Raw genomic sequence first — 21,716 nt, 5'->3', positions numbered from 1 at the left:
CCCATCCTGCACCCGCGATCACGTCCGTCGGGCGGTGACCAGGAGGTACTCCCACTGCATCGTCGCGTCGGGGCGGTGGTGCCGTCGACCGAGCTCGGCCAGCGCCTCGTCCAGCTCGGCGACCCGGGCCGGGTCGCCGGCGATCGCGGTGTAGACCGCGATCGTCGGTCCGTAGCGCTCCTTGAAGAAGTCGCGGTACCCCTCGGGGGTCGCGAACGCGTCGACCACGAGCTGATGCCTGCTGACGCGGACGTCGTGCACCCGGTCGCCGAGCAGCTCACGCACATGGGCCTCGTCGCCCCAGCGCGGTGGCGGGGTGGCCCCGGCCGGCGGCGGGGGAGCGAACGGCTTCATGACCGCGAACATCTCGCCGATGAACCCTTCCGGGGTCCACGCGATCAGCCCGATCCGGCCCCGCGGGCGAACCACCCGCACGAGCTCGTCGGCGGCACGTTCGTGGAACGGGGCGAACATGATGCCGACACACGAGATGGCGGCATCGAACTCACCGTCCGCGAAGGGCAGGTCTTCGGCGTCGGCCACCTGCCAGGTCAGCTCGAGCTGCTGGGCTGCCGCCTCGCGGCGCCCGGCCTCGAGCAGCTCGGGCGTGAGGTCGCTGGCAATCACGCGGGCCCCGGTGCGTGCCGCCGGGAGTGACGCGTTTCCGGAGCCGGCGGCGATGTCGAGCACGGTGTCGCGGGCAGTGATCTCCGTGGCAGAGACGAGGGCCTCGCCGAGCTCGGCGATCACGTCGGTGGCCACCGAGGGGTAGTCGCCGAGCGCCCACATGGCGCGGTGCTTGGCCTTCAGGTCGGGCAGGTCGGGCAGGACGGTCATGGCTTCCTCCAGGTTGTCGGGAGTCTTCAGCCTGTGCCCGCGAGGGGCCGCGCGACCAGTCACAGGTCTGAACCACCGGAGGTTCACGATCTGTACTGGTGCGCGGGGGTGATCAGCGGTGTACTGGTCGAGGGGGTTCGAGCACCGGGAGCCCAGATGACGGCGTACGGCCAGTTCTGTCCTGTCGCCAAGGCGATGGAGATCCTCGACGAGCGGTGGACGCTGCTCGTCGTCCGCGAGCTCCTGGCCGGCAGCACGCACTTCAACGAGCTGCGCCGCGGCAACCCGAGGATGTCGCCGGCCCTGCTCACCAAACGGCTGCGCACCCTCGAGCGGGTCGGCGTCGTACGACGAACCGGGGACCCCTCGGGCCGCACGAGCTACCGACTGACCGAGTGCGGTGAGGAGCTGCGCCCGATCGTGGAGTCGCTCGGCGCCTGGGGTGTGCGCTGGATCGGGGAGCTCGGAACCGAGGACCTCGATCCGCACCTGCTGCTGTGGGACATCCGGCGTACGGTGCCGGTCGATGAGTGGCCACGGAGCCGGACCGTGCTCGCCTTCGCGTTCGACGACGTGCCGCAGAAGGTCGCTCACTGGTGGCTCGTGGTGGCCGGGTCGGAGCCGGACGTGTGCGACTACGACCCCGGCTTCGAGGTGACCGCCACGATCCGCACCGGGCTGCGCACCATGACCGAGATCTGGCGGGGCGACCGGAGCTGGGTCGATGCCCTCCGTGCCGGCGAGGTCGAGGTCGTGGGGCCGGACACGGTGCGGCGCGACCTGCCACGATGGCTGGGGCAGATGCCGCTGGCGGCGGTGCCGCGGCCCACTCCGATCGTGTCGCCCTCTGGCCAGGTCGGCTGAGATCTGGGATCCTTCCCCTCGGGAGGGCCGAAACCTCAGAGGTGGAGTCCCGTGAAGAGAGTTCTGTTCCGACGTGCCGGCCTCGGGGCCGCGGTTCTCGCCGTGGCGGTCATCGGGGCTCCGGTGTCCTCCGGCGGCGCACCCGCGCTGGCCGCGCACTCCAGCGACCGTGCGGCCGTTCGCCTTGCCGCGGCTGCTCCGGCAGCCCCTGTTCGTGCCGCCTCCGCGGCCCCCTACTGCGGGCCGACCGTGATCAAGTCGAGCGGGGAGGCATGGGCCTGCACGTTCGTCGAGAACTTCGGCACCAGCCGCCTCGACACCGACAAATGGATCGTGCAGCGCACGGCGACCAGCAACTTCACCACCGGCGTGACCGACGGCGCCCGGGCCTGCTACCTCGACCATCCCTCGGCGGTACGGGTGGCCGGCGGCGCACTGCGGCTCTCGGTGTTCAAGGCCACCAGCGTGTTCACGTGCAACGCGAAGGTGCCCTTCCAGACCCGCTACGCGGCCGGCATGGTCTCGACGCACTGGCGGTTCAGCCAGACCTACGGCCGCTTCGAGGTGCGGGCCCGGATCCCGTCGAGTCGTGAGCCGGGGCTGCAGGAGACCCTGTGGCTCTGGCCGGACGACCCGACGAAGTACGGCGCTCACCCGGACTCGGGGGAGATCGACTTCGCCGAGTTCTACAGCCAGTACCCCGACCACGTGATCCCCCGGATCCACTACAGCTATGACCCGGCCACCGTGAACTGGTTGACCAGCACCAACATCGTGACGTCGTACAACTGCCGGATCGACCAGACGGCGTGGAACACCTATGCGGTGGAGTGGGAGCCCGGTCGGCTGACCATCCTCGTCAACGGAGACGTGTGCCTGGTCGACAACTACCAGGCCGACAACACCACCGTGCCGTTCGCGCCGTTCAACGCGCCGTTCATGGTCGTGCTCACCCAGGCGCTCGGGCACGGCTCGAACGCGCTCACCTCCGACGCCGCGCTACCGGCCACGACGTACGTCGACTACGTGCGGGTCTGGCGCTGACCCCCAGGCGCCGGCACGCGGCCAGCGCCCGGCCGCCCCACCACGTGGTGGGGCGACCGGACACGTGACCGGTCAGCGGATCTTGACCAACGCTCCCGGACCGAAGACCGGGCCGGTCGCGTAGATGGTCCCGTTCCTCGCCACGTCCGCGCCGCCGGGCAGGATCAGCTTGTCCTTGGCGATCTCGCGCAGGTGCGTGTGGTTCCCGTGCTTGATGACCTTGAACAGCCCGCCGACCTCGGAGCCGGGAAGGCCGAGCTCCATGGCCAGCCAGCTCATCTTCGACAGGCTGACCGCGTAGACCGACCTGCTGTCGGCGGTCAGGTCGACCACGGACGTGAGCCCGTCGGCGTACCGCTTGCACTTGCTGTTGTACGGCGCCTCCGGGTCGCAGACCGCGTCCAGCGAGCCGGGCTTGATCCGCCAGATCTGCGAGGTGCCCGGATTGGCCGGGAAGCCGCGCAGCTCACCGACGTACCAGTAGCCGTCGGGGCCGACCGTGACCGAGGTGGGCACGGCCTCGGAGTTGATCGGGGTGCCGGCCGGCGGCAGCCCGGTGGGGTTGCCCTCCATGTCCACGTCGGGGAGACCCTCGGGCACCTCGACCACACGCGGCTTGAACCGGGCGACCGTCTTGACGGTGCCGTCCGGCCAGACCCGGAGCAGGTCGTTGCCGCCGGCGTCGGCGACCAGGACCGTCCCGTCCTTGAGGGCCAGCACGCCGTACGGGTTGGTGTCGGTGGGCACGCCTTCCTGGTCATCGGGGTCGGGGTCCGCGATCTGGTGCGCCTTGATGTCCGCGAACGGCGCCAGCTCTCCGTGGCGGAGCTTGTAGAGCGTGGCGGCGCCCGGCGGCAGCTCCTCCGCGGCTCCGCCGCCACCGGTGAGGAAGTAGAACCTGCCGCGCGACTGCGACGCGTCCGAGGCGAACCCGGCAGCCTCGTCGATCCCGCCGAGCCGGATCACCCGGGCCGGCTTGTGGTGGCGCTCGACGACGAGGCTGAAGCTGCCGTCGTCCTCGGTCACCAGGGTGACCCCCGGCCGGATCGACTCGACGCCACGAGGCCCCGAGAGGTCGACCACGGTGGAGATCGTGTCGTGCCGGTGCCCGCCGCCGGCCTGGGCCGGCATCACGCCGGCAGCGACCAGTGCGGCCACTCCCAGGCCCACCGCCGCAATTCGTCTTCTCGAGTGGAGCATTGAGGCCTCCCAGCCCTTGGTCCTGTGACCCCCGGGACCAGACAAGCAGTGGGACCGCGGGCTGTCATCGGCAAACTTGGGGAACATCGGCGTCCCGCGGGACGAGGCCGTGACTCCCCGCGCCGGAACGGGTGAGAGAATCGGGCCATGTCCGAGATCAAGCCCGTCAAGCGCGCCAAGCACCTGATGGACCCGAACAACCCGCGTCCGTCCGTGCGCAAGGACGCGATGCACGTCTCCCACGTGCAGAAGTGGGTCATGTCGGTGCTGGCCGTGACCACGATCCTGCACCTCGTGGTCGGACTGGTCCTGGCCGCCGCGATGGTCGAGGACGACCGGCTCGACGCCCAGATCGGCCTGCTCGTGATCGCCGGCATCTTCGGCGTCATCTCGGTGGCCGTGGGCCGTGCGATCCACCAGCGGTCGCTGGTCACGCCGTGGCTGCTGCTCGGCCCGATCCCGGCGCTGATCGGCGCCTGGTTCATCCTCGCCTGACCCGTCGCCAGTTCGCGCTGACCCGTCGCCAGTTCGCGGTGACCCGTCGTGAGTTCGTGCGAAGGTCCCGAATTCACGACGGGTCGCGCACGGCGGCGGCGGCCTCCTCGATGATCTCGATCATCGCCGCGCGCGCGTCGGCGGCGTCGCCGGTGCGGATCGCGTTGGCCACTCGCTCGTGCAGCGCGACCGCATCGGCGCGCGGGGTGGCCGGCATCAGGTGATGGTGGGTGCGACCGGCCAGCACCTCGGCGACGACGTCGCCCAGCGCCCGCAGCATCTCGTTGCCCGATGCCTCGAGCAACGTGCGGTGGAAGACGGTGTCGGCCACCAGGTAGGCCTCCAGGTCGCCCGATCGGCGGTGGGCCACCATCTCCATCACCGCTCCGGACAGTACGCCGCACTGTTCCGGCGTGGCGCGTTCGGCGGCCAGGCCGGCGGCCACGGGCTCGAAGCCGGAGCGCAGCTCGCTGAGTGACAGCAGCTGTTCGGTGCGCCCGTCGCCGGCCAGTCGCCAGCGGATCACCCGCGGGTCGAAGACCTGCCAGTGCTCCCGAGGCTGGACGGTCACGCCGACCCGGCGTCGAGCCACGACCAGGCCCATCGACTGGAGCACCCGGACCGCCTCGCGTGAGACCGATCGCGACACGGCGTACTCGGCGTCGACGGAGTCGAGGGTGAGCACGTGCCCGGCGGGGAGCTGACCGGAGACGATCCGGGTGCCGAGGGCGTCGAGCACGGTCGAGTGCAGTCCGCCAGAGTTCGCCGCGTTCATCGCCACCCCAAAGATCAGATTTAATGCGCTCAAGACCTTGATAAGAGCAGATCAATCGTTGCATGCTGTGACGCGGGGCACAACCGGCCCCCGCAATCGGACAGCCCGTGGGGCAGACGAGAGGGTCGAGCAGATGACGTCAGTCGAGAAGCCGTTGCTGGTGGTGATGGGCATCTCCGGCTCCGGGAAGTCGGTCGTCGGTGCGGCACTGGCCCAGCGCCTACGGGTCCCGTTCGTGGACGCCGACGACCTGCACCCGCCGGCCAACATCGCCAAGATGACCGCGGGGCACGCTCTCGACGACCACGACCGGCATCCGTGGCTCGAGACCATCGGTGCATGGCTGACCGACCATGCGGACGGCGGTGTCGTGGCCTGCTCGGCCCTGAAGCGGAAGTACCGCGACCAGCTGCGTCACCACAGCGACCGGGTCGACTTCGTGCACCTCGACGGCACGCGCGAGGTGATCGCGGGACGACAGGCCAGCCGCCCGGGGCACTTCATGCCGGCCTCGCTGCTGACCTCTCAGCTGCAGACCCTGGAACGGCTCAGTCCCGATGAGCACGGCCTCGTCATCGACGTCGACCAGAGCATCGACGCCATCGTCCAGGAGTACGTCGACCAGTCCGGGAGCCTCCGATGAACCTGATCCTTCCCCTCGCCTCCGACGACATCATCGAGCCGGTCGCCGGGACGGGGCAGCTGCTGTTCGCCACCGGACTGGGCATCGCGGTGATCATCGTGCTGATCGCCTGGGCCAAGCTGCACCCGTTCCTCTCCCTCACCTTCGGCGGTCTCACGGTCGGCCTCGTGGCCGGCGTACCCCTGGCCACCGGCATCGAGACGTTCACCAAGGGCTTCGGTGACACGACGGCCTCGGTCGGCACGCTGATCGCGCTCGGCGCGATCTTCGGCAAGCTGCTCGCCGACTCCGGGGGTGCCGACCAGATCGTCGACACCATCATCGGCGGCGCCTCCCAGCGCATGCTGCCGTGGGCGATGGCCGGTGTCGGCGCGATCATCGGGCTGCCGATGTTCTTCGAGATCGGCCTCGTGCTGTTGATGCCGGTGATCTATCTCGTCGCCCGTCGGGCCCAGCTCTCCCTCATCGCCGTGGGGATCCCCGCCCTGGCCGGCCTGTCCGTGATGCACGGCCTGGTGCCGCCGCACCCCGGGCCGCTGACCGCGATCGGCAACCTCGACGCCGACCTCGGCATCACCCTCGCCTTCGGTGTCGCCATCGCGATCCCGACCGTCGTCCTGGCCGGGCCGGTCTTCGCCAAGGTCGCCGACCGTTGGGTCGGCGACGTCGCCGTGCCCGAGGGGCGCCTCGACGAGACAGAGGGCGAAGGGGCCGGGATCACCGACCATCGCCCGAGCTTCGGCCTGACCATCTTCTCGGTGCTTCTGCCGGTGGTGCTGATGATGGCGCGGGCCCTGGCCGAGATCATCATCAACGACGAGGGCAACACCGTCCAGAAGGTGCTCGATGCACTCGGTACGCCGATCGTGGCGCTGCTGATCGCGGTGATCGTCGGCATGTTCACCCTGGGTCGGGCGGCGGGCATGAGCCGCGAGCAGATCTCGAAGTCGGTGGAGAGCTCGTTGCCCGGCATTGCCGGCATCGTGCTGATCGTGGCCGCCGGCGGTGGCTTCAAGAACTCGCTGGTCGAGACCGGTGTCGGCACCGAGCTGGCCCGTTGGGCCGCGGACAGCGGCGTCTCGGTGCTCCTGCTGGCCTGGTTCGTGGCCGTGCTGATCCGGCTGGCCACCGGGTCGGCGACCGTCGCCACGGTCACCGCCTCGGGCCTGCTGGTCCAGCTCACCGACGACCTCTCGCGCCCCGAGGTGTCGCTGATGGTGCTCGCGATCGGTGCCGGCTCGGTGTTCTTCTCCCACGTCAACGACGCCGGCTTCTGGCTGGTGAAGGAGTACTTCGGGATGTCGGTCAAGCAGACCATCAAGTCGTGGTCGGTGATGGAGACCGTGCTCTCGGTGACCGGGTTGGCCTTCGTGCTGGTCGTCGGCGCGTTCGTCTGAGCAGCGGGACGGAACCGTCCCGGAGCCCTTATCGTCGGATCATCATGATGCAAACACCTCCTGCTGAGCTGATGAGGGCTGTCGCCCACCGGGTCCGCCTCGCGGGCGTCGTACCGTCCCTGGTGCTCGCCCTCGCGCTGGCGCTCTCGGCCTGTGGATCCGACTCCGACGGCGACGAGACCGACACCCGTGGCGAGGACTCGTCGCAGACACCGACGACGGATCCCTCCGGCACCGGTACGCCGTCCTCGAGCGGCCCCTCAGGCTCCACGGATCCAGGCTCGACGGATCCAGGCTCGACGGATCCAGGCTCGACGGATCCGGGCTCGGTCGACTTCGACGAGGTGGCGATCCTGCACGCAACCGGCGCGGGCGGTGAGTCGAGCACGACGCCCGTGGTGCTCGACTCACCGGCTGCGGTCGCCGACTTCGTGGCGCCCTTCACCCGGGGTGACCTCGGCCAGCAGGTCCGGGCGACGGTCACGACCACGAAGGTCCCCGCGGACAGGACGCTGGTCGGATCGGTGATCTCGATCGGCTGCGACGTGCCTCCCGGCGTCAACGTCACCGCCGTGGACGGGGTCACCATCACCGCCCAGAAGGTGGCCTCGCCGCTGCCCGAGTGCTTCGCCCCCGTGACCACCGTGGCCCTGGTCCTGGTCGACTCCTCGGCGCTGCGCTGAGGCGTTCCTCGGGGGCCGAGACGGCGATACGGCAGAATGAGTGCCGATGAGTCCTGACTACACGATGCCCGAAGAGAACCGTTTTGAGAGCGATCCCGAGGAAGTCCTGCCCGACGACCCCGGTCTTCCGGTCGGTTGGGAGGCCGGAGTTCCCGACCCCTCGGACGAGGCCGACGTCGCTCGGTTGACCGAGTTGCTGCGGGCCCACGAGGACGCCGGCCGTGGCTGGGCGGGTGCCTCGGAGGACGACGTACTCGTCGAGATCGCCGGCCTGCGGATGCGCGAGAACCTGGTCATTCGCGACAAGTCCGGCACGATCCGGGCGTGGGCCAGCGTGCACGACCGCTCGGTCAACCGGATGCTCTACGTCCACATCCTCGATCGCTCACTCTCGGCCGTCGCCGCGCAGCGCTGCTCCGAGGTGCTCCTCACCTGGGCCGAAGGCCAGGCCCGCGAGGTCGGCGCGGCCCGGGGCCTCGAGACCCAGCAGATCGACACCGGTGCCTTCGCCGACGACGAGCGCCAGCACAAGCTCCTCGAGGAGGCGAACTTCAACCGGGTCCGCACCTGGTGGCAGATGACCCGCCCGGTCACCCCCGACGAGGCCGACCTGGTCCCGGACCCGGAGCGCTGGGAGCGCAAGGGCGTCGTGTTCCGGCAGGTACGCCGCGAGGGTGGCGGCATGCCCGACGTCGACGACCTGCGCGCCGTCCACGACATCCTCGAGAGCGCCTTCACCGACCACTTCAACTCCTCCGAGGAGACCTTCGCGGAGTTCGTGCACCGGCTGCGCGAGGATCCCGGGCACCGCTGGGACCACTGGTGGCTGGCCGAGATCGTCGACGGCGAAGCCGAGCCGGAACCGGCCGGAGCCCTGGTCGGCACGGTCTCGGAGAGCTCGAACGGACCCGACGGCTCCTACGTGTCCTACCTCGGTGTGCTGGAGTCCGCACGCGGTCGTGGCGTGGCCAAGGGACTGTTGAAGACGATCATCGCCGACGCAGCTGCGCGTCATCGCGACCGCGTCGGCCTCGAGGTCGACGCGGACTCCTCGACCGGTGCCGACCAGCTCTACGTCGGCATGGGCTGGAAGACCAAGTACGTCACCGAGTCCTGGCACAAGGACGTTCCCGTCACGGAGTGAGGACCGGGGGTCACACGTGGTCGGCGACCGCTGAGCGTGTCATGCCCGGGTGCTAGCGTCCCGGGCATGGCTGCTCCCGCGTTCGACCAGCTCCGTGCCCGGGCCCGTGCCCGGCTCGGTCCCCGCCTGCGCACCCTGACCGCGCGGGGTGACACGCCGACGTGCCTGGTCTGCGGGTCGAAGAGGCACGTCGAGCGGACCGTCGCCTACACGCGTGAGCCCGAGAAGACGTGCGTCGTCCGCGTCTGCCAGCACTGCGGCTTCGTGCACATGCCCGGCCACATCGAGAGCCGCTACGCGGCCAAGACCGACATCGAGCAGCTGCCCGGCGGGCACGGACGGCTCGGCGACCTCGAGGTCCCCGGACGCGAGTTCCACATGATCAAGATGGGCGTGGACATCCTCGGCGGCAAGGGCCACGAGGCGCTGATCTTCGGCGCCGGACGCAGCATGGACAACCACCACGTCGCCAAGCTCCCCGAGGTCAGCCGGGTCGCGATCAGCGACATCATGAAGGTGCGCGACGACGCCGAGTTCATCGACGCCAACGACCCGCCGAAGCGGAAGTTCTCCGTGGTCGTGGCCAGCGAGGTGATCGAGCACTTCCGTGACCCGCACGCCGACTTCGCCAGGCTGCTCGGGCTGGTGCGGCGCGACGGGCTGCTGATCTGCGGCACCAACATCCACGACGGCGGCAGGCTGGCAGCTGACCGCTACATCTTCTATCCCGACCACACCTCCTACTACTCGCCGCAGGCGCTGCGGTTGATCGCCGACCGGGCCGGGGTGCACCTCGACTTCCGTTCGCCGCTGGTGGGCCAGGCGATGCGCAAGCGCTACGTGATCATGAGCCGCTCGGCGCGGACGATGACCAGGGTGGCCGACTATTTCGGCCGCGAGGTCTATGCGCCGTCCGAGTTGGCGCGGCCGCCGCAGCCCATTCCGCAGCGCAGCCACCAGTCGTGGCGCTAGTCCTGGTCGAGTGAGCTGGGGTCGGCGGGTACGTCGACCGAGTGCTGCTCGAGCAGCTTGCGCGGGATGACCTCGAGCGCGCGCTCGTTTGTGGCTGCGAGCACGACGGGCGCGGCCGCCCCGGCCTCGTAGGACTGGAGCCATCGCGGTGCGACCACGCACCAGCGGTCACCGGGCGCCAGCCCGGGGAACTGCCACTCCGGACGGGGTGTGGTGAGGTCGTTGCCGACCGCGAGCTGGTGCTCGAGGAACTCCGCGGTCATCACCGCGCACACGGCGTGCAGGCCGACGTCTTCGGGGCCGCACGAGCAGGTGCCGTCGCGGTAGAACCCAGTCACCGGGTCGGTGCCGCACGGCTCGAGCTCGCCGCCGTTGACGTTGCGCTCGGAGGACATGTCTCGAGTCTCCCACGGGTGCCTGTGGAGAACCCCGAGCTGTGTGTTCGCGTCGCGCCAGACTGGGGTCCCTTCGTCGAACGGTCACACCGGGAGGTCCTCATGACGATCAGCGTCGGGTTCGTCGTACGCCCCGCCGCGCTGCGGGACCCGGGCGACGCGATGGCGAGCGCGGCCGTCAGGTCGAGGCGGTGGAGCCCCAGCGCGGCCTGCGCGGGATCGCATCGGCACTGCCGGGGTCGGCCAGTGCGGCGGGTGACCTGGTCGGGGACTCGGGGCTGTTCGGCCGCGACCCGACGTTCCTCGACGGCATGCGGCACCTCTCCACCGCCGAGAGCTCGACGTGGGGCACCTCGGGCGGGCACGGGCACAGCTCCTGCTTCGACGATGGCTCGACCAGCCAGCACAACCTGGCCGGCGTGGCCTCGGGCCATCCCGAGGTGGTGGTCGACGACCGCGGCCCACCGTCCCTGCCCGACCTGACACGCGGGGGCGCCCGGCGGCTCGATGACCTCGACAGACGTCTCGAGGACCTGCTCGAGAAGCATCTGCCGGAGCGGCTGTGACCGGGGCCGGTCAGGCCCGCCCTGACCGGGATCAGTCAGCCAGGTGCTCGATCACCGTCGACTGATAGCCGGGGGCCTCCATCAGGAACGAGTCGTGTCCGTGGGGCGCGTGCACCTCCCGGAACCGCGCCGCGATGCCGGCGCGCTCGAGCTCCTGCACGATGCGACGTGAGTGCGACGTGTCGAAGCGCCAGTCGGAGTCGAAGGAGATGACCAGGAAGGAGGTGTCGACCGAGGGCGTCGGGTCGGGTGCGCTCGCGGGGCCGGCCGGGTCGGGGAACGGGTCGAAGTAGTCCATCAGTCGGCTCAGGTAGAGATAGGAGGTGGCGTCGAAGCGCTCCAGGAATGAGCGGCCCTGGTGGTCGAGGTAGGACTCGACCGAGAAGTCGACACCGAGGCCGGGCGTTGAGGTCCCCTGCTGGTGGGCCCGGCCGAACTTCGTCTCGAGGGCACCCTCCGAGACGTAGGTGATGTGGGCCATCATGCGGGCCACCGCCAGCCCGTGACGAGGGCCGCCGCCCTGGTCGTAGCGACCGTCGAGGAAGGCGGGGTCGTCGAGCACGGCGCGGCGGGCGACCGAGGAGAACGCGATGTTCTGGGCGCTGAGCCTGCTGCTGGCCGCGATCACCACCGCCCGGTCGACCTCGTGGGGTGCGTCGAGCGCCCACTGGAGCGCCTGCATGCCCCCGAGGGATCCGCCGATCGCAGTGTGCAGGCGGCTCACGCCGAGGTGTCGGATGAGGCGTCGGTGGACCGCGACCAGGTCGGCCACGCTGAGGAGTGGGAAGTCGATGCCGTACCGCTCACCGGTCTCCGGGTCGATCGAGCGTGGCCCGGTGGTGCCGGCACATCCGCCGAGGAGGTTTGCGCAGATGACGAAGAATCGGTCGGTGTCGACCGGCCGGCCCGGGCCGACCATCGTGGACCACCAGTCGACCGCCTGCGCGTCGCCAGTCAACGCGTGGCAGACGAAGACGGCGTTGGACGCCTTGTCGTCGAGCGTGCCCCAGGTCTCGTAGGAGACCTCGACCTCACGCAGCAGCTCGCCGCTGGACAGCACCAGCGGGTCCTCCTGGGTGAACAGGAGGACCTGCTGGGAACCGACGCGTGGGGGCATGGAGCCTCTGGGATCAGTCGCTGGGTTCGGTCGTGGTTCGTTCGCGCCGGGAGTCAGGAACTCTTGGTCAGCGCCTGGTCCAGGTCGGCGATGATGTCGTCGATGTGCTCGATGCCGATCGACAGGCGCACGGCCTCCTCGGGCACACCGGCAGCCTCGAGCTCTTCGGGGGTGAGCTGGGAGTGCGTCGTGGTGGCGTTGTGGATCGCCAGCGACTTGGTGTCACCGATGTTGGCCAGGTGGCTGAACAGCTCGAGGGACTCGATGAAGTTCTTGCCACCCTCACGACCCGACTTCAGGCCGAAGCTGACCAGGCCGCCGTAGCCGCGACCGGTGAACGTCCGGTCGGCGACCTCCTTGTAGGGGGAGTCGGGCAGGCCGGGGTAGCTCACCCACGAGACGGCGTCGTGGCCCGAGAGGTGCTCGGCGACCTTCAGCGCGTTCTCACTGTGCCGCTCCATGCGCAGGGCCAGCGTCTCGAGGCCCTGGATGAACAGGAACGAGTTCAACGGCGCGATCGCGGCGCCGGTGTTGCGCAGCAGCACGGTGCGGGCCCGGATGATGTAGGCCAGATTGCCGACCGCCTCGGTCCAGACCACGCCGTGGTAGGCGGCGTCGGGGCCGGTCAGCCCGGGGAACCGGTCGGCATGGGCGGCCCAGTCGAAGTTGCCGGAGTCGACGATGACGCCGCCGATGGAGGTGCCGTGGCCGCCGATGTACTTGGTGGCGGCATGCACGATGACGTCGGCGCCGAGGTCGAACGGGCGCACCAGCATCGGGGTCGGTGCGGTGTTGTCGACGATCAGCGGCAGGCCCTGCTCGTGGGCGGCGTCGGCCCAGGCACGCAGGTCGACGACGTTGATCTTGGGGTTGCCGACGGTCTCGGCGAAGACCAGCTTGGTCTTCTCGTCGACCGCTGCGGCCAGCTCCTCCGGCTTCTCCGGGTCGACGAACCGCACCTCGATGCCGAACTGCGGGAGTGTGTGGGCGAACAGTGCGTAGGTGCCGCCGTACAACGTGGAGAGCGCGACGATGTTGTCGCCGGCGTAGGTGAGGTTCAGGACGGCGTACGTCGTCGCGGCCGAACCGCTGGCCGTTGCCAGGGCACCGACACCGCCCTCGAGCTGGGTGATCCGCTCCTCGAAGACCGACTGGGTCGGGTTCATGATGCGGGTGTAGATGTTGCCCGGCTCGGCCAGCGAGAACAGGTTGGCCGCGTGCTCGGTGTCGTTGAAGACGTAGGACGTGGTCTGGTAGATCGGCACGGCCCGCGCGTTGGTGGCGGAGTCGGGCTCCTCCTGCCCGGCGTGGACGGCGATGGTCTCGGGGCGTTGGCTCACGGGGTGTTCCTCTCGGGGTGGGGCACACCCGGGCGGGTGTGGTGGGAACTCAAGAGATAACTGTAGGAAGCAACTCGACTTACGCAAGCGCGTCGGCCAGCAGGTGAGACTGCGGTGACTGTTCGGGTGTGTCGACGCGCCAAAGGATGTCACGTTGAACTTAAGTGAAGAAAATTAGTAGACTAACTTTCAGTTGAGCCGATGGGGCTCGACCACGGGTGTCGCAGACCCCGTCCGAACCGGGTGCATCCACGAGGGGTAGACATGCGTGTCTCCGTGATCGGAACCGGGTATCTCGGTGCAGTCCACGCGGCCGGAATGGCCGAGCTGGGCTTCGACGTGATCGGCGTCGACGTCGATGAGGGCAGGGTCGCCACGCTCCAGGAGGGCCGCGCGCCCTTCTACGAGCCCGACCTCGAGCCGCTGCTGCGCAAGCACGTCGGCGAGAGCGGCCGGCTCCGCTTCTCCACCGACTTCGCCGACGTGCGCGAGGCCGACGCGCACTTCCTGTGCATCGGCACGCCGCAGCGCAGCGGTTCGACCGCCGCCGACCTCAGCCACCTCGAGGCCGCCGTCGAGACCCTCGGCACGCTGCTGGCCGGGCGCACCACGGTGGTCGTCGGCAAGTCGACCGTGCCGGTGGGCACCGCCGACGTGCTGCAGGCCAGGCTCACCGAGCTCGCCGGCCCCGGCGTCGAGCTCGCCTGGAATCCCGAGTTCCTGCGCGAGGGCTACGCCGTCGAGGACACCCTGCGACCGGACCGCCTCGTCTTCGGGGTGCGTACGACGAACGCGGAGGCCACGTTGCGACGTGTCTACGCCGAGACGATCACGTCGGGCACTCCGGTCATCGTGACCGGCTACGCCACGGCCGAGCTGGTCAAGACCAGTGCCAACGCGTTCCTGGCCACCAAGATCTCCTTCATCAACGCGGTCTCCGACCTGTGTGACGTCACCGGTGCCGACGTCACGACCCTGGCCGACGCGATCGGGCTCGACGCTCGGATCGGACGGCGGTTCCTCAATGCCGGTCTCGGCTTCGGCGGTGGTTGCCTGCCCAAGGACGTGCGGGCCTTCCGCACCCGCGCCGAGGAGCTCGGCGCCGGAGCGTCCTTCCGGTTCCTCGACGAGGTCGACCAGATCAACCTGCGCCGGCGCGACAAGGTGGTCGGCCTGGCCCACGAGGTGGTCGGCGGCGACGTTCGCGGTCGTCGGATCGCCGTGCTCGGCGCGTCGTTCAAGCCGCACTCGGACGACGTACGCGACTCGCCGGCCCTCGACGTGGCCACGTCGCTGGCGCTGGTCGGCGCCGACGTCCACGTCTACGACCCGGTGGCCAACGACGTGGCCCGCGCGGCCGCGCCGCAGCTCTCCTTCGACCCCAGTGCCGTCGAGGCCTGCCGTGGCGCAGACGTCGTCCTGCACCTGACCGAGTGGCCCGAGTTCCGCGCGGTCGACCCGGCCGCGCTGGCCGAGGTGGTCCGGGGGCTGAACGTCATCGACGCCCGCAACTGTCTCGACCGGGGTCGCTGGCGCGAGGCCGGCTGGAACTACCGCGGACTCGGTGTCGCGTGACGGGGGCGGTGACGAGTCCCTCGACGCTTCCGCTTCCTCCGTCGCGGCCCCGGCCTCAGGCTCGGCCAGGGACCTCGTCGCGGGCGCGGGTCCGGACCTCGGTCTCCGTGGTGATGCCGGTGCTCAACGAGGAGCGCTACCTCGAGGAGTCCGTGCGCCGGGTGCTCGACCAGGCCTACGACGGCGAGGTCGAGCTCGTGCTCGCGGTCGGGCCCAGCAAGGACCGCACCGCGGAGATCGCGCACCGGTTGGCGGCCACGGATCCGCAGGTCAGCGTCGTGGGAAACCCGACCGGCTTCACGCCCCACGCGTTGAATGCGGCAATCGCCGAGACCAGCCACCCGTTCGTCGTACGCGTCGATGCGCACGGCTTCCTGCCCGACGGCTACCTCGAGGACGTGGTCGACCTGCTGGAGTCCACCGGTGCGGCCAACGTCGGCGGCATGATGCGGGTCGAGGGCGACACGTCGTTCGGCCACGCCGTCGCCGCGGCGATGTCCTCGCCGCTGGGCATCGGTGGGTCGAAGTTCCACGTCGGTGGCGAACCCGGCCCGGCCCGCACCGTCTACCTCGGCTCGTTCCGGCGCGACGCGCTGGTCAAGGTCGGCGGCTTCGACGAGCACTTCCTGCGCGCGCAGGACTGGGAGCTCAACTACCGGCTGCGGCAGGCCGGCGAGACGGTCTGGTTCACCCCCGACCTGGCCGTGGTCTACCGTCCGCGCCGCGACTTCAACGCCCTGCGCCGGCAGTTCTTCGGCTCCGGTCAGTGGCGTCGCCAGATCGTCGACGAGCACCCGGACACCGCGTCGTTCCGCTACCTGGCCGCGCCGATCGTCACGGGTCTGATCGCTCTCGGATCCTTGCTGGGACTGGTCGGTCTCGTGCTCGGTCTGGTCTCCGGAACGGTCGGGCCCGGGCCCGGTGCCGGATGGTTGGGTGCCGGATGGTTGGTTCCCTGGCTGCTCGCGGGCTTCCTGGCGCCGCTCGGCTACGCCTTCGGCGTGCTCGGGGCGACGTACGAGATGGGGCGCCGCCGCAGGCTGGCCTGGCGGGCGCGGGTGCTGCTTCCGTTCGTGGTGGCGACCATGCACCTCTCGTGGGGCAGCGGCTTCCTCCGTTCCATCCCTCGCTCCTCCCGCCGCTGATCCCGATACTCCCTGACGTTTCGGTCCTGATCTCGGGATACTCCCTGACGTTTCGGTCCTTCTCCACCGTGGGGGGGGCGAAACGTCAGGGACTATCGATCCGGGGCGTTGGCGATGGCGCCGAGCCGGCTGACGAACTCGCCGGAGCGGCGGGCCCAGTCGAGGTGGTCGGCGGCGTGGCGATGGCCCAGCGTGCCCATCCGCAGGCGGGCGACGGGATCCGCCTGCAGTGCCAGTACGACGTCCGCGACGGCTGAGGCCACCTCCGAGGCGGCGCACGACCCGTCCGACGACGCGGCTGCCGGCCCGCGTGATCCGGCGCGCGAGCGACCGACCGCCGGGGCGCCGAAGGGTACGACGACTCCCGACCCGACCGACGTGACCAGGTGCTCGGCCCGGGGGAGTGGCGTGGTGATCACCGGGACCCCGTGCGCCATGTATTCGACGACCTTGGTCGGCTGCGAGTGCCGGTAGTTCGGCTCGTCGTGCAGCAGGGAGAGCCCGGCCAGGGCACCGTCGACGTGCTTCATCGCCTCGTCGTGGGGCAGGAACCCCAGCCAGTCGACCTGGGAGGAGGGGGCGGTCAGGGCCGCAGTGGCCGCCTGGTCGGCGTGTCCGATGGCCTGCACCGCAATGCCGGAGGGCGCGAGCAACCGCGAGAGCTCGACCAGCTCGTGCACCCCGCGGGCCCGGGAGAGATGCCCGACGTAGACCACCCGCGGGTCGTCCGGAGGCGGGGGCGAGGCCGGCACGCGTGTGGTGTTCGGCACGACGGGATGCCGCTTGCGGAAGCGTGACTGGTAGGCGTCCTCGGCGAGCAGGAGGTGGTGCCGGCGCTCGGCGCGACGCTCGATCCGGCGTACCGCCCAGGCCGCGGGCCGACCGAGCCCGGCGGGCAGCCACGGCTTCAGCGAGATCGCCGCGGCGGTGTCCTCGTGCACGTCCCACACGACGTGCGGGTGGTGGAAGCTGCCGACCGCGAGCAGCAGCTCCGGGTCGTGGAGCAGCACCACGTCGTGGTCGTCGCCCCGTCGGTCGAGCAGGGCGCGCGCCGCCCTCATCGAGGCGAGGCGGGCGGTGCCCACGGCGCGCGGGACGTCGATCGACCTCAGCTGTTCGGTCGACGGAGGAATCGGCAGGCCGTAGCCGGAGAACGGCGCCGCGTAGGTCACCTGCCAGCCGGCCTCGAGCAGGGAGGCGATCTGGCGGTGCCGGATCCGGGCGTCCTCCGGGTGGTGGACCACGGTGACCACCAGGGCGTGTGCGGGCAGGGTCATCCCGCAACCGCCTGCTCCGACGCACGGGCCGCGGTCCGCGGGCCGGCACTCGGACGGCGAGGTGTACGCCGAGCAACCGGCCGGCCGGTCGCCTCGGCATAGGCCTCGAGCACCTCGTCGACCGCACCGTCGAGGCGGAGCTCACCGCCGTCGACCCAGAGCACCCGGTCGCACATGGAGCGGATCGTCGACATCGAGTGGCTGACCAGCAGCACCGTGCCGGCCTCCGAGCGGATCTGGTCGACGCGGTCCCGGCTGCGCCGGCGGAACTCCGCGTCGCCCGTCGAGAGCGCCTCGTCGATCATCAGGATGTCCGGGCGGGCCGCCGACGAGATCGCGAAGCGCAGACGTGCTCCCATGCCCGAGGAGTAGGCCCGCATCGGCAGCTGCATGAAGTCGCCGATGCCGGCGAAGTCGACGACCTCGTCGAAGCGATCCTCAACCTGGGTTGGCGTCTGGCCGAGGGCGAGCCCGCCGAGCACGATGTTGCGCTCACCGGTCAGGTCGCGCATCAGGGCGGCGTTGACCCCGAGCAGCGAGGCCGTGCCGTCGGCGTACACCGCGCCCGACTCGGTCGGCAGCACCCCGGCGATCGCGCGCAGCAGCGTGCTCTTGCCTGAGCCGTTGTGGCCGATCACGCCGATCGACTCACCGTGGTGGGCGACGAAGGAGATGCCGCGGACCGCGCGGACCTTGTCGACCGCTCCGACGTGTCGACCGATCGTGTGCCAGGTCTTCTGCTGCCGTGCGGTCAGCCGGCGTCCGCCGTACGTGCGGTAGGTGACGTGCACGTCGTCGACGATGAGGGAGGGACGATCAGCCACGGCCGTACCTCTCTTCGGCGTGCCAGAAGAAGATGAAGCCCAGCACGAGGGTGAGCAGTGCCCACCCGAATGCCCAGCCCCACAGAGCAGGCGTGAGTGCGACCTCGGAGAGCAGCGTGCCGCGCACGAGCTCGAGATAGACCGCGACCGGCTGGTGGGAGAGTACGGCGGCCGCGGTGCCGCTGCCGACGTAGTGGTCGATGGAGAAGAAGACCCCGGAGACGTACATGAGGGCGCGCAGCACGAACGGGATCAGCTGCTTCACGTCGCGCCACTGCGAGACCAGCCGCGCGCAGACCAGGGCGACTCCGGTGCCGAAGATCCACTGCAGCCCGACGGCGAGGGGGAGCAGCAGCCAGGTCCACGCGAACGGCTCGCCGGTCAGTGGCACGAGCACCAGCAGCACGACCAGTGCGGGGACCAGCGTGACCAGCTCGGCGAGCACCGACGCGATCGGCAGCAGCGCCCGTGGGAACTGCAGGGAGGTGATCAGGCCCTGGTTGCCGACGATCGCGTTCGATCCTGTGGTGATGCTGGCCGAGCTGAAGTGGAACATGAAGACGCCCACCACCAGGAAGCCGATGAAGTTCTCCACGCCGCGGCTGGTGTCGAGCAGCACCCCGAAGACCAGCAGGTAGACCAGCGCCCACAGCACCGGGTTGAGCAGCGCCCAGACCTGGCCGAGGTAGTTGCCCTGGTTGCGCGCGTAGGCCTTCGAGCCGGCCAGCGACACCGCGAAGTGCCGTCGCTGCCACATCGTGGCCAGGTAGCGCCGCAGAGGAGGGCGTACGCCGACCTGCCGGAGGCCGTGCTCGGCGGCGAGCGTGGCCAATGGACTGGGTGTCGTGGTCACAACCGGTTCACCTCGGGGCCTGTGGTCACCCCACGGGTGTCGAAGAACAGTCGCGCGTCGGCGGCCAGCGCGGCCACGTCGTACTCGTCGTGGGCCTGCACCAGGATCACCAGGTCGGCGAAGGCGATCGCGGTGGCCAGGTCGTCGGCGCGGGTGACCGGCACGCCGGCGTCCCACTCCTCGACGCGCGGGTCGTGGTAGACCACGCGGGCGCCGAGGGTGTCGAGCGCCTTGGCCAGCGGCACCGCCGGGGACTCCCGCTGGTCGGCGATGTTGGGCTTGTAGGTCACACCGAGCAGCAGCACGGTGGAGCCGTGGATCGCCTTGGCGTGGTCGTTGAGCAGGTTCTGCGCGCGGTGGGCGACGTACGACGGCATGGTGGCGTTGATCTCCTCGGCCAGCTCCACGAACCGGAACGGGTAGCCGAGCTTGGCGCGCACGTTGTGGGAGAGGTAGTTCGGGTCGATCGGGATGCAGTGCCCGCCGACGCCCGGGCCGGGGTGGAAGGCCTGGAACCCGAACGGCTTGGTGGACGCGGCGCGGATGACGTCCCACAGGTCGATCTTCAGCTCATGGCAGAAGCGGGCCATCTCGTTGACCAGCGCGATGTTGATGTGCCGGTAGGTGTTCTCCAGCAGTTTGGCGGTCTCGGCCTCGCGGGTGCCGGCGGTCTCGACGATCGTGTGCACGAACTTGCCGTAGAAAGCCGCGGCTCGCGCGGTGCACGACGGGGTGTGGCCGCCGACGACCTTGGGCGTGTTGACCAGGCCGTACGTCGGGTTGCCCGGGTCGATCCGCTCGGGGGAGAAGGCCAGCGCGAAGTCCTCGCCGGCGATCAGGCCGGAGGCCTCCTCGAGGATCGGGCGGACCAGCTCGTCGGTGGTGCCGGGGTAGGTGGTCGACTCCAGCACCACGAGCCGGCCGGGCACAAGGTGCTCGGCGACGGCCCGGACGGCGGACGTGACCGCGCCGAGATCGGGGCCGCCGTCGGGGCTGAGCGGGGTGGGCACGCAGATGACCGTGACGTCGGCGTCGGCGAGTACGGCCGGGTCGTCGGTGGCCTGGAACCCGGTGGACACCATGGCCGCGACGTCGTCGTCGCTCAGGTCGTCGACGTGGGAGACGCCGGCGTTGAGGCCGTCGACGGCGGCGCGGTCCAGGTCGAATCCGGTGACGCGCAGGCCCGCGGCGGTGGCGGCATGCGCCAGCGGCAGCCCGACGTAGCCGAGGCCGACGACGACGAGGTCGAGGTCAGTGGTCCGGGTCATGAGGTGACTCCTTCGATCAGGCTGGTGCGACCGGCCGGGGTCGGGCCGGTGCGGATCTCGTCGTAGACGCGGGCGCAGGTCTGGGCGGCCCGCTCCCAGGTGCGGTTGGCGAGCACGTCGGCGCGGCCGTTCGCGCCGAGCCGTCGTCGTACGTCGGGGGCGGCGGCCAGCTCCGCGAGTACGCCGGCCAGGGCGCGGGCGTCACCCGCGGGGACCAGGCGGCCGTTGTGGCTGTCGCGGACCAGTTCGCGCAGCGGCGGCAGGTCGCTGACCACCACCGCGCGACCCAGGGCCATCGCCTCGACCGGCTTGATCGGAGGCACCAGCCGGGTCACCGGGAGGTCGAGGCGGGGCGTGGCGTGGAGGTCGATGCGCTGGTGCTGCTCGACGGCCCGGTCGGGACTCACTCGCCCGGTGAACTCGGCGTCGATGCCGGCGGCGCGGGCCCGGGCCTCGAGGGCCGGGCGGGCCGGGCCGTCGCCGACGACCAGCAGCTGTGCGGTGCCGGGGCTCAGCAGTGCGATCGCGTCGATCAGGACGTCGAGGCCCTCGTAGTCGTTGAGGGTGCCGACCGCGCCGACGGTGACGGGCCCACCGTGCTCGGTGGTCGAGTAGCGAGGTCTCGATACACCGCCTCGTGCCTCGGCGGCACTCGACCCCCGAGCCTCTTGGCGACCCGGCGCAAGGAACTGGTCGCCGACGGAGTTGGGCACGACGTGCACCTTTGATGCCGCGATGCCGCGGGCCACGATCGCCTCGCGCATCACCTCGCTGATCGTGATCACCGCGTCGGCCGCGCGCATGCAGCGTGTCTCGACGGCCCTGGTCAGGCGCTGTCGCTCGTTCGGCAGAGCGTCGGCGCCACGCCGTGAACGCTCGGTCTCCTCCAGGAAGCCGCGCACCTCGTAGACCACGGGCAGGCCGAGACGGACGCGCAGGGCCAGGGCGACCTGGGCGTTGAGGTGGTTGCTGTGAGCGTGCAGCACGTCGGGTCGGATCCGCTCCACGAGCCGGGCGGTGCGCTCGACGTCCTTGGCCAGCGCACGGTCCGCGCGCAGCGGCACGGTGGCGAGGACGCGGTGGTAGGGCACGTCATCGACGTGCTCCACCGCCTGGACGGCCAGGTGGCCGCGGGTCACCGGGTAGCCGATCCGGGTGGCGGCGTGCGCGTCGGTGCCCGCGGCACGCTGGGCGCTGAGCAGGCCGTGGGTGCGGGTCGTGTAGCCGGCGACGTCGTTGGGCAGCGAGTTGGTGACCAGGTGCAGCACGGTCAGGCGGCGGCCCGACCCCGGGGGTGCGTCC

Annotated in this window: 22 protein-coding genes; 11 read left to right on the top strand and 11 right to left on the bottom strand. The window is 70.5% G+C overall.

Annotated features, from left to right (window positions below; translation table 11 throughout):
• Window positions 1-18: 18 nt before the first annotated feature.
• Entirely contained in the window at window positions 19-837 is an 819-nt protein-coding gene (locus tag NJ4_RS11610; RefSeq protein WP_157551091.1) for a class I SAM-dependent methyltransferase, read from the bottom strand.
• 156 nt (window positions 838-993) lie between these two features.
• Between NJ4_RS11610 and NJ4_RS11605 the strand changes: the two genes are divergently transcribed.
• Both NJ4_RS11605 and NJ4_RS11600 read left to right on the top strand, forming a co-directional pair.
• Window positions 994-1,701, top strand: a complete 708-nt coding sequence (locus NJ4_RS11605) for a winged helix-turn-helix transcriptional regulator (protein WP_067434775.1) — start codon at window positions 994-996, stop codon at window positions 1,699-1,701.
• A 51-nt stretch (window positions 1,702-1,752) separates the two neighbouring features.
• Window positions 1,753-2,745, top strand: a complete 993-nt coding sequence (locus tag NJ4_RS11600; RefSeq protein WP_067434772.1) for a glycoside hydrolase family 16 protein — start codon at window positions 1,753-1,755, stop codon at window positions 2,743-2,745.
• A gap of 72 nt (window positions 2,746-2,817) precedes the next feature.
• Here the strand turns inward: NJ4_RS11600 and NJ4_RS11595 are convergent, their stop codons facing one another.
• Entirely contained in the window at window positions 2,818-3,915 is a 1,098-nt protein-coding gene (locus tag NJ4_RS11595; RefSeq protein WP_067434769.1) for a ScyD/ScyE family protein, read from the bottom strand.
• Window positions 3,916-4,092: 177 nt separating this feature from the next.
• Here NJ4_RS11595 and NJ4_RS11590 point away from each other — a divergent pair, with 177 nt between their 5' ends.
• Complete coding sequence (locus tag NJ4_RS11590; RefSeq protein WP_067434768.1) at window positions 4,093-4,440, top strand: hypothetical protein; 348 nt, start codon at window positions 4,093-4,095, stop codon at window positions 4,438-4,440.
• A gap of 73 nt (window positions 4,441-4,513) precedes the next feature.
• Here the strand turns inward: NJ4_RS11590 and NJ4_RS11585 are convergent, their stop codons facing one another.
• Complete coding sequence (locus NJ4_RS11585; RefSeq protein ID WP_067434766.1) at window positions 4,514-5,215, bottom strand: FadR/GntR family transcriptional regulator; 702 nt, start codon at window positions 5,213-5,215, stop codon at window positions 4,514-4,516.
• Window positions 5,216-5,348: 133 nt separating this feature from the next.
• Between NJ4_RS11585 and NJ4_RS11580 the strand changes: the two genes are divergently transcribed.
• From NJ4_RS11580 to NJ4_RS11560, 5 genes are all read left to right on the top strand, one after another.
• The gene (locus tag NJ4_RS11580) at window positions 5,349-5,858 is read left to right on the top strand and encodes a gluconokinase (protein WP_067434763.1); all 510 of its coding nucleotides are present in this window, start codon (window positions 5,349-5,351) and stop codon (window positions 5,856-5,858) included.
• Window positions 5,855-7,255 carry a GntP family permease gene (locus NJ4_RS11575; protein ID WP_067434760.1) on the top strand — a complete coding sequence of 467 codons (1,401 nt, stop codon included), beginning with the start codon at window positions 5,855-5,857 and terminating at the stop codon, window positions 7,253-7,255. The genes NJ4_RS11580 and NJ4_RS11575 overlap by 4 nt, the downstream gene beginning before the upstream one ends.
• Before the next feature lie 71 nt (window positions 7,256-7,326).
• Complete coding sequence (locus tag NJ4_RS11570) at window positions 7,327-7,938, top strand: hypothetical protein (RefSeq protein ID WP_067434757.1); 612 nt, start codon at window positions 7,327-7,329, stop codon at window positions 7,936-7,938.
• Window positions 7,939-7,984: 46 nt separating this feature from the next.
• Window positions 7,985-9,082 (top strand): GNAT family N-acetyltransferase, encoded by a 1,098-nt coding sequence (locus tag NJ4_RS11565; RefSeq protein ID WP_217996842.1) that lies wholly within the window; start codon window positions 7,985-7,987, stop codon window positions 9,080-9,082.
• Between the two features lie 66 nt (window positions 9,083-9,148).
• Complete coding sequence (locus NJ4_RS11560; RefSeq protein WP_067434754.1) at window positions 9,149-10,054, top strand: methyltransferase domain-containing protein; 906 nt, start codon at window positions 9,149-9,151, stop codon at window positions 10,052-10,054.
• Here NJ4_RS11560 and NJ4_RS11555 read toward each other — a convergent pair.
• Entirely contained in the window at window positions 10,051-10,449 is a 399-nt protein-coding gene (locus NJ4_RS11555) for a DUF2237 family protein (RefSeq protein ID WP_067434751.1), read from the bottom strand. The genes NJ4_RS11560 and NJ4_RS11555 overlap by 4 nt on opposite strands.
• Window positions 10,450-10,640: 191 nt before the next feature.
• On the opposite strand from NJ4_RS11555, the gene NJ4_RS11550 reads away from it, so the two are divergent.
• On the top strand, window positions 10,641-11,015 hold the full coding sequence (locus NJ4_RS11550) for a hypothetical protein (RefSeq protein ID WP_067434748.1): 375 nt from the start codon (window positions 10,641-10,643) through the stop codon (window positions 11,013-11,015).
• A gap of 31 nt (window positions 11,016-11,046) precedes the next feature.
• Here the strand turns inward: NJ4_RS11550 and metX are convergent, their stop codons facing one another.
• Both metX and NJ4_RS11540 read right to left on the bottom strand, forming a co-directional pair.
• Window positions 11,047-12,132, bottom strand: a complete 1,086-nt coding sequence (gene metX, locus NJ4_RS11545) for a homoserine O-acetyltransferase MetX (RefSeq protein ID WP_067434745.1) — start codon at window positions 12,130-12,132, stop codon at window positions 11,047-11,049.
• Window positions 12,133-12,185: 53 nt separating this feature from the next.
• Entirely contained in the window at window positions 12,186-13,472 is a 1,287-nt protein-coding gene (locus NJ4_RS11540) for an O-acetylhomoserine aminocarboxypropyltransferase/cysteine synthase family protein (RefSeq protein ID WP_067434742.1), read from the bottom strand.
• Window positions 13,473-13,736: 264 nt separating this feature from the next.
• On the opposite strand from NJ4_RS11540, the gene NJ4_RS11535 reads away from it, so the two are divergent.
• Together NJ4_RS11535 and NJ4_RS11530 are read left to right on the top strand one after the other, a co-directional pair.
• Complete coding sequence (locus tag NJ4_RS11535) at window positions 13,737-15,047, top strand: UDP-glucose dehydrogenase family protein (RefSeq protein WP_067434739.1); 1,311 nt, start codon at window positions 13,737-13,739, stop codon at window positions 15,045-15,047.
• 113 nt (window positions 15,048-15,160) lie between these two features.
• On the top strand, window positions 15,161-16,192 hold the full coding sequence (locus NJ4_RS11530) for a glycosyltransferase family 2 protein (RefSeq protein ID WP_067434736.1): 1,032 nt from the start codon (window positions 15,161-15,163) through the stop codon (window positions 16,190-16,192).
• Window positions 16,193-16,284: 92 nt separating this feature from the next.
• Here NJ4_RS11530 and NJ4_RS11525 read toward each other — a convergent pair whose 3' ends face one another.
• The 5 genes from NJ4_RS11525 to NJ4_RS11505 all read right to left on the bottom strand — a co-directional run.
• Window positions 16,285-17,469, bottom strand: a complete 1,185-nt coding sequence (locus NJ4_RS11525; RefSeq protein WP_067434733.1) for a glycosyltransferase — start codon at window positions 17,467-17,469, stop codon at window positions 16,285-16,287.
• Window positions 17,466-18,293 (bottom strand): ABC transporter ATP-binding protein, encoded by an 828-nt coding sequence (locus NJ4_RS11520; protein ID WP_082748460.1) that lies wholly within the window; start codon window positions 18,291-18,293, stop codon window positions 17,466-17,468. The genes NJ4_RS11525 and NJ4_RS11520 overlap by 4 nt, the downstream gene beginning before the upstream one ends.
• Entirely contained in the window at window positions 18,286-19,146 is an 861-nt protein-coding gene (locus NJ4_RS11515) for an ABC transporter permease (RefSeq protein ID WP_067434729.1), read from the bottom strand. Before NJ4_RS11515 ends, NJ4_RS11520 begins: the two co-directional genes overlap by 8 nt.
• Window positions 19,143-20,414 carry a nucleotide sugar dehydrogenase gene (locus NJ4_RS11510; RefSeq protein WP_067434726.1) on the bottom strand — a complete coding sequence of 424 codons (1,272 nt, stop codon included), beginning with the start codon at window positions 20,412-20,414 and terminating at the stop codon, window positions 19,143-19,145. The genes NJ4_RS11515 and NJ4_RS11510 overlap by 4 nt, the downstream gene beginning before the upstream one ends.
• Window positions 20,411-21,716, bottom strand: a 1,306-nt coding sequence (locus NJ4_RS11505; protein ID WP_067434723.1) for a glycosyltransferase family 4 protein, incomplete at its 5' end; no start/stop codon positions are given. The genes NJ4_RS11510 and NJ4_RS11505, both read right to left, overlap by 4 nt.

It is taken from the genome of Nocardioides jensenii JCM 1364 = NBRC 14755 (genome assembly GCF_001552535.1).
Lineage (GTDB): Bacteria > Actinomycetota > Actinomycetes > Propionibacteriales > Nocardioidaceae > Nocardioides > Nocardioides jensenii.
This window is presented reverse-complemented; position numbering and strand designations above follow the sequence as displayed.